The following is an 11,203-nucleotide window of genomic DNA, read 5'->3' on the forward strand; positions in this document are numbered from 1 at the left end:
ATCGTCGTCGATCACGAGTACCTGCCCGAAGACCTCGTGCCGGGCGATCTGCTCGCTGTGCCGGCCACCGGTGCGTACTGCGTCTCGCTCGCGAGCAACTACAACCATGTCCCGCGTCCTCCTGTCGACTTCTTCGCACAGCTGTGCGAAGAAGTAGACGGATGCTTCCAGCACATCTTCGTTCGTGAAGGCGATCAGGACGCCGCCGACGATGAGTGCCAGCACGATCGCGAGGATCGTGGTGACCGCATTGCCGCGGAGGATCTCTTTGAGGATGACGTTGCCGCGCGGGGGCGGCGGCACATCGGAGGGGTCGCGCGGGACCGTGCCGGTGCTCGTGCTGAGCTCCTGCGGCGGAATCCCCTTGGTCACATCTCCTGCGCCGGGTGTCGCTCCGCTCACGCGGCCACCTCCCCTTCGGCCGCTCCGGCCATCATGAGTCCGAGCGTCTCCCGAGGCGTGTCGCCGGGGACGATGCCGACGATCGTGCCGCGGTACATGACCGCGATCCGATCGGCGAGAGCTGCGACCTCGTCGAGCTCCGTGGAGACGACGATCACGGGCACACCCGCGTCGCGCGTCTCGATAATCCGCTTGTGGATGAACTCGATCGAGCCGACGTCGACACCACGGGTGGGCTGCGCCGCGACGAGGAGACGCAGATCGCGGCTCATCTCCCTGGCGATGACGACCTTCTGCTGGTTTCCGCCGGACAGCGTTCCTGCGGCCGTCTCCGGACCCTGGGTGCGGATGTCGTACTCCTTGATGCGCGCACGGGCGAACTCGTCGAGCACCGAGCGCCGCAGTGTTCCCGCGCGACTGAACGCCGGGTCGTCCGAACGGTCGAGGATCAGGTTCTCCGCGACGGAGAAACCGGCCACCAGGCCGTCTTCCGTGCGGTCTTCCGGCACGAAGCCGACTCCGGCGTCGAGGATCGCGCGCACGCTCTTGCCGACCAGCTCGTTGCCGTCGAGCTCGATGCTGCCTTCGACGCGGGCGGCGAGGCCGACGATGGCCTCCACGAGCTCGGTCTGGCCGTTGCCCTGGACACCCGCGATCGCGAGCACCTCTCCCGGTCGGACGGCGAAGTCGACACCATCGACGACGATGGCCCCGGTGGGAGTCAGCACGCGCAGTCCCTTGACTTCGAATCCGCCCTCGCCCAGGCGCGGCGGTTCCTTGTGCACGGTGAGCTCGACGGCTCGGCCGACCATGAGCGAGGCGAGCTCGCCGTTGGTCGCGGTCGGGGACGCCTCGCCGACGACGCGGCCGAGACGGATGATGGTGATCTTGTCGGCGACCTCGCGGACCTCGCGCAGCTTGTGCGTGATGAACACGATCGCCGTGCCCTCGTCGCGCAGCTGACGCATGATGCTCATCAGCTCGTCGGTCTCCTGCGGCGTGAGCACGGCCGTGGGCTCGTCGAACACGAGCACCTTCGCGTCGCGCGACAGCGCCTTGATGATCTCGACGCGCTGCTGCACGCCGACGGGAAGGTCTCCGACGAGGGCGTCGGGGTCGATGTCGAAACCGAAGCGGGCGGCGACCGATCGCACGTGCTCTCGCGCCTTCGCGATGTCGAGCGTGCCGAGGGCCTTGGTCTGTTCGTGTCCGAGCATCACGTTCTCGGCCACGGTGAACACCGGGACGAGCATGAAGTGCTGGTGGACCATGCCGATCCCCGCAGCCATCGCGTCACCGGGACCGCGGAAGCGCTGCACCTCGTCATCGAGGAGGATCTCGCCCTCGTCGGCCTGATACAGGCCGTAGAGCACGTTCATGAGGGTGGACTTGCCTGCGCCGTTCTCACCGAGGAGCGCGTGGATCTCACCCGGTTCGACCACGAGATCGATGTGGTCGTTGGCAACGAGGGTGCCGAATCGCTTGGTGATGCCGCGAAGTTCGAGCTTCATATCTGCACCTTATCCAGAAGAGTTTTCCAGGAGAATCATCGTCCGTCCACGACACGGGGCGAGTGGCATCCTGCTCACCACTCGCCCCGTGCGGGAACTGCGACGGAATTACTTGGAGGTCGGGGAGTTCCGGGACTCCACCTTGATGTCGCCGGAGATGATCTGCTCCTGCAGAGCCTTGAGCTCGTCGGTCAGACCCTCCGGCAGCTTCGACTCGAAGTCACCGAAGCCGGAGAGCTTGACGCCCTCGTTCTCGAGCGTGCCCACGTACGGGGCCGGGTCGAACTCGCCCTTGGCCGCAGCCAGGGTCGCGTCCTTCACGGCGACGTCGATCGCCTTCATGATCGAGACGAGCGTGATGCCGGCCACCTCGGGGTCGGCGACGGCGAGGTCGCTGTCGACACCGAGCATCAGGGTGTCCTTGCCGCTGTCGGCGATCGCCGCAGCCGCGCTCTGGTAGACGGGGCCGCCGACCGGGAGGATGACGTCGACGCCCTGGTCGAGCACACCCTGTGCGGTCTGCTTGGCGGTGTCGTTCGCGTCGAAGCCGCCCGTGAACGAGCCCTTCTGCGTGGCCTCGTCCCAGCCGAAGACCTCGACCGCAGCGGACTTGTCCTCGTTGTACTTCTCGACACCGAGCTGGTAGCCGTCCATGAACACGGCGACCGACGGGATCTGCATTCCGCCGAACGTGCCGACCTTGTTCACACCGCTCTGGGCAGACCACGATGCGGCAGCGTAGCCGCCGAGGTATGCGGCCTGAGCCGTGTCGAAGACGAGGGGCTTGATGTTCGGGGCATCGACGGTGCCGTCGAAGTCGTTGTCGGCCCAGTCGTCGATGATCGCGTAGTCGATGTCGGGGTTCGCGAGAGCGGACTCGACCGTGGCGGCGGACAGCTTGAAGCCGACAGAGACGATGAGCGAGCAGCCCTCGGAGACCGCGGTCTCGAGGTTCGGCGCGTAGTCGTTGTCATTCGCCGACTCGAACTCGAGGGGCTTGATGTCCAGCTCCTCGGCGGCACTGTCCATGCCCTCCTTGGCGGACTGGTTGAACGACTTGTCGTTCCATCCGCCGGCGTCGGAGACGAGGCAGGGGAGGAAGTCGGAGGCGACCGGCTCGCCGGAGCCGGCGGGCTTGTCTGTCGGTGCCTGGCCGCAACCGGCGAGTGCGAAGACGACGCCAGCGGCGACGGTGACGCCGAGCAGCTTCTTGGTGGTGGAGATGGTCAACTGATGCCTCCCTCAACGAAACCGCGGCCATCGCGGATCGATCAAAGTTACCTACTGTTTCGGCCTTTGTGCACGCCCGCCCCGCATGTGCTGGCCAATGGTTACCAAGCTGAAATCAAGACAGCCGATGAGCGTGAGAGCGTGCTCATCGGAGCAGGCGTCAGAGCACGTCTCCGCGACCGGTGAGCTTGAGCGACTCGACCACGCCCTTGACCCGCTGCGCGTGCTGCACGGTGGTGACCAGCAGCGCGTCGGGGGTGTCGACCACGACGATGTCCTGCACCCCCACCAGGCTGATCACGCGCGAGGTCTGGCTGACGAGGATTCCGCTCGCGCCGTCGGTGAGAACGCGCGCGTTCGGGCCGAGAACGGCGAGATCGTTCTTGCGACCGTTGGTGATGAGCTTGGTCAGCGAGGCGAAATCGCCCACGTCGTCCCAGTCGAAGTGGCCGGGGACGACGGCGAGGCGTCCGCGGCGGGCGGCGGGTTCGGCGACCGCGTAGTCGATCGCGATCTTCTTCAGGCGCGGCCAGATCCGATCGACCGCCGGTCCTCGACGATCGCGGTCGTCCCATGCCTCGGCGAGTTCGAGCAGACCGGCGTGCAGTTCGGGCTCGTTCACGGCCAGCTCCTCCAGCAGCACGCTGGCCTTGGCGATGAACATGCCCGCGTTCCAGAGGTACCCGCGATCAGCGATGTAGGACTTCGCCGTCTCGAGATCGGGCTTCTCCACGAAACTCTCGACGAGAGCGGCCTCGCGCGCGCCTTCGACCACGAGCTCGGGCCCCATCTTGATGTAGCCGAAACCGATCGCCGGCTCGGTCGGCGTGATGCCGATCGTGCAGATGTACCCCTCCCGCGCCACCTCGACGGCGTCGCGCACCGCGAACTCGAACACGCGTGTGCCGCGGATCACGTGGTCCGCGCTGAACGAGCCGATGATCACGTCGGGATTGCGGCGGTGCAGAATCGCCGCGGCGAGTCCGATCGCCGCCGCCGACTCGCGCGGCTCGGACTCCAGGAAGACGTTCAGGTCGGGGATGCCGGGCAGCTCCGCCTCGACGGCCGCGCGATGGGCCCGACCAGTGACGACGGCGATCCGGTCCGCCCCGGCGAGTGGGACGAGCCGATCCCAGGTGTCGCGCAGCAGCGAGTGCCCGGACCCCGTCAGGTCGTGCAGGAACTTCGGTGCGTCCGCCCGGGAGAGCGGCCACAGCCTGCTACCGATGCCGCCGGCGGGAATCACTGCGTAGAAATCCTTGATGGGTGCGCTCACCCTGCCAGGGTAGCCGCAGAGGACGAGCCGACATCGAGAGACTTAGGCTCCCCTTCGTCGCTCCCAGTGATCTGACAGGAATAAGATGGACAGCGATCGGGCGTGCCTGAGACTTCGCCAGGCTCACACTTGAACGAGAGCAGTGCACGCGACCGAGTCACATCGATCCAGGGAGGACGACCGTGTCCACAAGCGCCCGCTTGACACCGTCGATTTCGGAAACCACGTCCAAGACCCCACGCGGCACCCTCTATCGGGGTCGCGAAGGCATGTGGTCGTGGGTGCTTCACCGCATCACCGGAGTCGCCATCTTCTTCTTCCTGTTGGTGCACGTGCTCGACACGGCGCTGATCAGGGTGTCGCCGGAGGCGTACAACGCCGTGATCGGCACATACAAGAACCCGGTCATGGCCCTCGGTGAGGTCGTGCTCGTCGCCGGCATCGTGTTCCACGCGATGAACGGCCTGCGCATCATCGCCGTCGACTTCTGGTCGAAGGGCGCCAAGTATCAGCGCCAGCTGTTCTGGGGCGTCCTGCTGGTGTGGGGCATCATCATGGCCGGCTTCGTGCCCCGCCACCTGATGCTCGCGTTCGCCGGGTTCGGAGGGGGACACTGATGTCTGCACAGACCATGGCGACCGCCCCGGTGCGCCGCCGCCGCGGAGTCAACCTCGAGAAGTGGGGCTGGATCTTCATGCGCGTCTCGGGCGTCGTGCTCGTCGTGCTGATCTTCGGCCACCTCTTCGTCAACCTCATGGTGGGCGAAGGCATCCACGCCCTCGACTTCGCGTTCATGACCGCGCGGGTGGCGAAGCGGGCGGTGTCGACGGTCATGCGGTGCCTCTCTGTCGTTCGGGTGCTCAACAGAGTGTCATGACGGGTCGGAGCACGTCTCAGCGGTGGTAATCTGACGTCATGCGGACCGTGCTCCTTCTTCTTAGGCGCCGCGACGAGACCTCGATCTGAGCCCCTCCTCGTCGCGGAGTCCATCGTGGGCCGAACCGCCAGCCACAGGAGACACGCAATGACCACCCCCGCAAACGGTGCCGATTCCGCACGCCGCAGGACTCTCGCCGAGAAGGTCTGGGACGACCACCTCGTCGTCAAGGGCGAGAACGGCGAGCCGGACCTCATCTACATCGACCTGCACCTCGTGCACGAGGTCACCAGCCCGCAGGCCTTCGATGGCCTCCGCAGCGAAGGGCGGCCGCTTCGTCGCCTCGACCTCACGATCGCGACGGAGGACCACAACACTCCGACGTGGGACATCGACAAGCCGATCGCCGACCTGACCAGCCGCACGCAGATCGAGACGCTGCGCCGCAATGCCGCCGAGTTCGGGGTGCGTCTGCACTCGCTCGGCGATGCGGAGCAGGGCATCGTGCACGTGGTCGGGCCCCAGCTCGGGCTGACCATGCCCGGCATCACCGTGGTCTGCGGCGATTCGCACACCTCGACCCACGGCGCGTTCGGCGCGATGGCGTTCGGTATCGGCACCAGCGAGGTCGAGCACGTCATGGCCACGCAGACCCTGCCGCTGAAGCCGTTCAAGACCATGGCGATCAACGTCGAGGGCACGTTGCGCCCCGGTGTGACGGCGAAGGACATCATCCTCGCGGTGATCGCGAAGATCGGTACCGGCGGGGGACAGGGCTACGTGCTCGAGTTCCGCGGCAGCGCCATCCGCGCGCTCTCCATGGAGGGCCGCATGACGATCTGCAACATGTCGATCGAGGCAGGGGCCCGCGCCGGCATGGTCGCCCCCGACGAGACGACATTCGCCTACCTCCAGGGTCGCCCGCACGCGCCGAAGGGGCAGGACTGGGAAGACGCCGTCGCCTACTGGCGCACGTTGCCGACCGATGAGGGCGCGACCTTCGACGCGGAGGTGTTCATCGACGCCGACCAGCTCGAGCCGTTCGTGACGTGGGGGACCAACCCCGGTCAGGGCAGCTCCCTCTCGGCCGCCGTGCCCGACCCCGCCGAGATCGACGACCCGAATGAGCGCGCAGCCGCGGAGCGGGCGCTGGAGTACATGGACCTGAAGCCGGGGACACCACTCAAGGAGGTGCCGGTGGACGCGGTCTTCATGGGGTCGTGCACCAACAGCCGCATCGAGGACCTCCGAGCGTTCGCGTCGATCATCGAGGGCAAGAAGAAGGCCGACGGCGTGCGCGTCATGGTCGTGCCCGGATCGGCCAGGGTGCGGCTGGAAGCCGAGGCGGAGGGCCTGGACAAGGTGATCAAGGACTTCGGGGCGGAATGGCGTTTCGCCGGATGCTCGATGTGCCTTGGCATGAACCCGGATCAGCTGTCTCCGGGCGAACGATGCGCCTCCACCTCCAACCGCAACTTCGAAGGACGCCAGGGCAAGGGAGGGCGCACGCATCTCGTCTCACCTCTGGTCGCCGCAGCGACCGCGATCCGCGGCACCCTGTCCAGCCCGAGCGACCTGACGGAAGGGTTCTGAATCATGGAGAAGTTCACCACTCACACCGGTATCGCCGCTCCGCTGAAGCGTTCGAACGTCGACACCGATCAGATCATCCCTGCGGTGTTCCTCAAGCGCGTCACCAAGACCGGATTCGAGGACGCGCTGTTCCATGCATGGCGCCAGGATCCCGATTTCGTGCTCAACCAGACAGCGTTCCACGGGGCCTCCGTGCTCCTGGCCGGCTCCGATTTCGGCACCGGTTCGAGCCGCGAACACGCGGTGTGGGCGTTGCGTGACTTCGGCTTCAAAGTCGTGCTGAGCCCGCGCTTCGCCGACATCTTCCGGGGCAATTCGGGCAAGCAGGGGCTGCTCGCCGCGACGATCTCGGAAGAGGATCTCAAGCGGTTCTGGGCCGAGATCGACAGGAATCCCGGGGTCCAGATGACCGTCGACCTCGAGGCGCGCACCGCCTCGATCGGTGACGTCCAGGCCGAGATCGGGATCGACGATTACACTAGATGGCGGCTCCTCGAAGGGCTCGATGACATCGGGCTCACGCTGCGCAACGAAGACAAGATCGCGCAGTTCGAGGCCCGTCGCGAGTCGTGGCGGCCCAGAACCCTTCCCGTTCAGTAGACGGTGGGGGCGGGGGAGCCAGGGGCAACCCGCCCCCGAAATCCGTAAATGAAGTGAGGCTCCGAATGACGACACCTGTGCGCGACGCTCTTCCGGACGGAGTCCCTGCACTCACCGGAGACGTCCTCGCCATTCGAGGCGGACGCCCGCTTCGCGGTCGGGTCGACGTCAAGGGGGCGAAGAACCTGGCGACGAAGGCCATGGTCGCCTCGCTCCTCGGCGAGACCGTGAGCACCCTGCGCGACGTACCGGCGATCAGCGATGTCGCCGTCGTGCGCTCGCTGCTCGAGGTACACGGTGTGCGTGTGTCCGAAGGCGATGAGCCCGGTTCGCTGGTGTTCGACCCCAGCGACGTGGAATCCGCGCACTTCGAGCAGATCGACGCTCACGCCGGTGCCTCGCGCATTCCGATCCTCTTCTGCGGCCCGCTGCTGCACCGGCTCGGTCAGGCGTTCATCCCCGACCTCGGTGGATGCCGCATCGGTGACCGCCCCATCGACTTCCACCTGGACGCTCTGCGCAAGTTCGGTGCGATCGTCGAGAAGCTCCCCAGCGGCATCCGCCTCTCCACGGGGGGAAGCCGCCTGCACGGGGCGAACATCCACCTCCCGTACCCCAGCGTCGGTGCCACCGAGCAGGTGCTCCTCACGGCCGTGCGCGCCGAGGGCGCCACGGAGCTGCGCAACGCCGCCATCGAGCCCGAGATCATGGACCTGATCGCCGTGCTGCAGAAGATGGGCGCGATCATCTCCTACGAGCCGAACCGCGTCATCGTGATCGAGGGCGTCGAGAAGCTCCGCGGCTACGACCACCGGTCGATCTTCGACCGCAACGAGGCCGCGTCCTGGGCCTCCGCCGCGCTCGCGACCGATGGCGAGATCTTCGTCGGCGGCGCGAAGCAGCAGGAGATGCTCACCTTCCTCAACATCTTCCGCAAGGCCGGCGGCTGGTTCGACATCCAGGAAGACGGCATCCTGTTCCGTCGCGACGGCGAGATCAAGCCCGTCGTGATCGAGACCGACGTGCACCCCGGCTTCATGACGGACTGGCAGCAGCCTCTCGTCGTCGCCCTGACCCAGGCGCACGGCCGTTCCGTGGTGCACGAGACCGTGTACGAGAACCGCATGGGCTTCACCGACGCGCTGGTCAAGATGGGCGCCGACATCGTCGTGCACCCCCGAGGCCTCCAGGACGGTCCGCGTCGTGTTCCGCGACGCGACCTCGAGCAGGCCGCGGTCATCACCGGTCCGACGCCGTTGCACGGCGCCGACATCGTGGTTCCCGACCTGCGCGGTGGCTACAGCCACGTGATCGCGGCGCTGACCGCCACCGGCGAGTCGAAGGTGTCCGGTGTCGACATCCTCAGCCGCGGCTACGAGAAGTTCCTCGCTAAGCTCGACGCGCTCGGCGCCGACTTCGACGTCATCCGGTGACCGCGGTGACGTCCCGGTCATCGGAGACGAAGCGGCCGAGCATCTTCTGGCCGCTCGCCGCGCTGATCATCCCTCCCGTGTCGCTGATCGCGAAGATCCGCGTGAGCGGCGCGGAGAAGCTGCCGCGCGAGGGATCGTACGTGCTCGCCCCGAACCACTACTCGGAGTTCGATCCGCTCATCGTCGCCGTCGCCGTGTGGCGGTCCGGTCGCGCGCCGCGCTTCATGGCCAAGGAGAGCCTGTTCAAGGTGCCGGTGCTCGGCTGGTTCCTGCATCGCACCGGGATGATCCCGGTCGCGCGCACGTCGTCGGCGTCGTCCGCACGGCAGACGATGAAGCAGTCCGAAGAGCTCGTCGAGCACGGTCGGGGCGTGATCGTCTACCCCGAGGGCACGCTCACGCGCGATCCCGATATGTGGCCGATGCGCGGCAAGTCCGGCGCGGTGCGTCTGGCCCTCGCCGACGGCATCCCCCTGATCCCGATGGCGCAGTGGGGTACCCAGGCGATCATGGGGCGCTACCAGAAGGGCCTGAGCCTGTGGCCGCTGCGCAAGCCGGTCAGAGTGCTCATCGGCGACCCCGTCGACGTCTCCGATCTGCGCGAGCGGGCAGGAGAGCCTGCGGCGCTCACCGAGGCGACGAACCGTCTGATGAACGCGATCACCGCACTCCTCGAAGAGCTGCGCGACGAGAAGGCACCCGCGGAGCGCTGGAACCCCGCGAGCCACGGACAGAAGGAGACTGGACGCCTTGACTCCTAAGAGAACCGCTGCGGCCGGGCCGCGGGCCGCGGTCGTAGGATCTGGCAGCTGGGGAACCACGTTCGGCAAGATCCTCGCCGACGGTGACGCTCAGGTGACGATGTGGGCTCGGCGCCCGGAGCTGGCCCAGGAGATCAACGAGGCCAAGCGCAACTCCCGCTATCTGCCCGGCATCAACCTGCCGCGCACGATGGCGGCGACGCACGAGCTCGCAACCGCTCTGGACGGCGTGGACCAGGTCTACCTGTCGGTGCCGAGCCAGTCGCTGCGCGAGAATCTGAAGGCGCTGCGGCCGCTGCTCGCCGACAGCGACGCCAAGATCATCAGCCTCATGAAGGGCGTCGAGCGCGGAACCGGACTGCGCATGAGCCAGGTGATCCAGCAGGAGCTGCGCTGCGACCCCGATCGCGTCGCCGTGGCCTCGGGACCGAACCTCGCTCTCGAGATCGCCCGCGAGCAGCCGACCGCCGCCGTGATCTCCTCGCGCAGTCAGGAGACGGCGGAGATCGTCGCGCGCGCGGCTCGGAACAGCTACTTCCGCACCTTCGTGAACACCGATGTGATCGGCACGGAGTTCGGCGGCGTCCTGAAGAACCTGATCGCGGTGGCCATCGGCATCGTCGACGGCGTCGGCTACGGCGAGAACACCAAGGCGTCGATCATCACCCGCGGTCTCGTCGAGATGACCGACTTCGCGGTGGCCAACGGCGCGCACCCCGAGACGCTCCAGGGGCTTGCCGGACTCGGCGACCTGATCGCCACCTGTCAGTCGCCGCTGAGCCGGAACAACACCGCAGGGCGACTGCTCGGTCAGGGCTACAGCTTCCAGGACGTCGTGAAGCAGATGCAGCAGACGGCCGAGGGATTGGCCTCCGTCGCCCCCGTCCTGCAGCTGGCGCGCGAGGCCGAGATCGACATGCCCATCGTCGAGCAGGTGAAGATGGTGCTCGACGGCAAGATGAATCCGCGGGACATCGCACCGCACCTGACGACGGACGACGACACCCCGCAGGGTGAGAGGACCAACCATGGACAAGCAGACGGTGGTGGTGCTCTTCGGCGGGCGCTCCAGCGAGCATTCGATCAGTTCCGCAACGGCGGGGGGCGTGCTGGGCGCGATTGACCGCGACCGCTACGCCGTGATCCCGGTCGGGATCACCCGTGAAGGCGCGTTCGTCCTCGAAGACGACGATCCCGCGAAGTCATCCACAGGCCTGGCATACCGCGGGGCTCGCCAGCTTCCAGGAGCTGCGCAAGGCCGGATTCGGTACCAGCGCCACGGAGTTCGTCGATCAGCTCGGCGTGCTCGGGCCCGATTGCCATATCGCCCATGGTGTCTACATGAGCGCCAGGGACCGTGCCATCCTGCGCGAGCGCCGCACGACCGTGGCCCTGTGCCCGCGGTCGAACGCCGTCATCGGACTCGAGGAGCCGCCGATCGCGGCGTATCTGCGCGAGGGCAGCCCGATCGCCGTGGGCACCGACTCGCTGTCGTCGAGCCCATCGCTCGATGTGCTGGC

Annotated in this window: 11 protein-coding genes and 2 pseudogenes; 9 read left to right on the forward strand and 4 right to left on the reverse strand. The window is 67.0% G+C overall.

The genetic code is table 11. The features are described from left to right. The 4 genes and pseudogenes from KZA10_RS17625 to KZA10_RS02015 form a co-directional block, all read right to left on the reverse strand. Window positions 1-402 (reverse strand): annotated as a pseudogene (locus KZA10_RS17625) (hypothetical protein); the annotation flags it as partial. Further along, on the reverse strand, window positions 399-1,913 hold the full coding sequence (locus tag KZA10_RS02005) for an ABC transporter ATP-binding protein (protein ID WP_017828467.1): 1,515 nt from the start codon (window positions 1,911-1,913) through the stop codon (window positions 399-401). The pseudogene KZA10_RS17625 and the gene KZA10_RS02005, both read right to left, overlap by 4 nt. Window positions 1,914-2,021: 108 nt before the next feature. Continuing rightward, window positions 2,022-3,143, reverse strand: coding sequence for a BMP family protein (locus KZA10_RS02010; protein ID WP_218682043.1), 1,122 nt, complete (start codon window positions 3,141-3,143; stop codon window positions 2,022-2,024). Between the two features lie 160 nt (window positions 3,144-3,303). Continuing rightward, entirely contained in the window at window positions 3,304-4,419 is a 1,116-nt protein-coding gene (locus KZA10_RS02015; RefSeq protein ID WP_017828465.1) for a mannose-1-phosphate guanylyltransferase, read from the reverse strand. Between the two features lie 182 nt (window positions 4,420-4,601). Here KZA10_RS02015 and sdhC point away from each other — a divergent pair, with 182 nt between their 5' ends. The 9 genes and pseudogenes from sdhC to KZA10_RS02055 form a co-directional block, all read left to right on the forward strand. After that, window positions 4,602-5,036 carry a succinate dehydrogenase, cytochrome b556 subunit gene (sdhC, locus tag KZA10_RS02020; protein WP_074731658.1) on the forward strand — a complete coding sequence of 145 codons (435 nt, stop codon included), beginning with the start codon at window positions 4,602-4,604 and terminating at the stop codon, window positions 5,034-5,036. Next, on the forward strand, window positions 5,036-5,296 hold the full coding sequence (locus tag KZA10_RS02025; RefSeq protein WP_256934298.1) for a hypothetical protein: 261 nt from the start codon (window positions 5,036-5,038) through the stop codon (window positions 5,294-5,296). Before sdhC ends, KZA10_RS02025 begins: the two co-directional genes overlap by 1 nt. 147 nt (window positions 5,297-5,443) lie before the next feature. Further along, window positions 5,444-6,889, forward strand: a complete 1,446-nt coding sequence (gene leuC / locus KZA10_RS02030; RefSeq protein ID WP_218682044.1) for a 3-isopropylmalate dehydratase large subunit — start codon at window positions 5,444-5,446, stop codon at window positions 6,887-6,889. Between the two features lie 3 nt (window positions 6,890-6,892). Beyond that, on the forward strand, window positions 6,893-7,489 hold the full coding sequence (leuD, locus tag KZA10_RS02035; RefSeq protein ID WP_218682045.1) for a 3-isopropylmalate dehydratase small subunit: 597 nt from the start codon (window positions 6,893-6,895) through the stop codon (window positions 7,487-7,489). A 65-nt stretch (window positions 7,490-7,554) separates the two neighbouring features. Further along, window positions 7,555-8,922 (forward strand): UDP-N-acetylglucosamine 1-carboxyvinyltransferase, encoded by a 1,368-nt coding sequence (gene murA / locus KZA10_RS02040; RefSeq protein WP_218682046.1) that lies wholly within the window; start codon window positions 7,555-7,557, stop codon window positions 8,920-8,922. Then, window positions 8,919-9,683 (forward strand): 1-acyl-sn-glycerol-3-phosphate acyltransferase, encoded by a 765-nt coding sequence (locus KZA10_RS02045; RefSeq protein ID WP_055868575.1) that lies wholly within the window; start codon window positions 8,919-8,921, stop codon window positions 9,681-9,683. The genes murA and KZA10_RS02045 overlap by 4 nt, the downstream gene beginning before the upstream one ends. Further along, a complete protein-coding gene (locus KZA10_RS02050) occupies window positions 9,673-10,806 on the forward strand; it encodes an NAD(P)H-dependent glycerol-3-phosphate dehydrogenase (RefSeq protein ID WP_218682047.1) in 1,134 nt (377 codons plus the stop codon). Before KZA10_RS02045 ends, KZA10_RS02050 begins: the two co-directional genes overlap by 11 nt. Continuing rightward, window positions 10,733-10,885, forward strand: a pseudogene (locus tag KZA10_RS18560) (D-alanine--D-alanine ligase); the annotation flags it as partial. The gene KZA10_RS02050 and the pseudogene KZA10_RS18560, both read left to right, overlap by 74 nt. Beyond that, a partial coding sequence (locus tag KZA10_RS02055; RefSeq protein WP_374196529.1) for an amidohydrolase family protein occupies window positions 10,845-11,203 on the forward strand: 359 nt, incomplete at its 3' end. The pseudogene KZA10_RS18560 and the gene KZA10_RS02055, both read left to right, overlap by 41 nt.

The sequence above is a fragment of the Microbacterium sp. BF1 genome, from assembly GCF_019279095.1.
GTDB lineage: Bacteria > Actinomycetota > Actinomycetes > Actinomycetales > Microbacteriaceae > Microbacterium > Microbacterium maritypicum.

What these genes read in the sequence shown, in the direction of transcription:
- KZA10_RS02005 (WP_017828467.1), bottom strand. Translation starts at nt 1,913, where the DNA reads ATGAAGCTCGAACTTCGCGGCATCACCAAGCGATTCGGCACCCTCGTT.
- KZA10_RS02025 (WP_256934298.1), top strand. Translation starts at nt 5,036, where the DNA reads ATGTCTGCACAGACCATGGCGACCGCCCCGGTGCGCCGCCGCCGCGGA.
- leuC (WP_218682044.1), top strand. Translation starts at nt 5,444, where the DNA reads ATGACCACCCCCGCAAACGGTGCCGATTCCGCACGCCGCAGGACTCTC.
- leuD (WP_218682045.1), top strand. Translation starts at nt 6,893, where the DNA reads ATGGAGAAGTTCACCACTCACACCGGTATCGCCGCTCCGCTGAAGCGT.
- murA (WP_218682046.1), top strand. Translation starts at nt 7,555, where the DNA reads ATGACGACACCTGTGCGCGACGCTCTTCCGGACGGAGTCCCTGCACTC.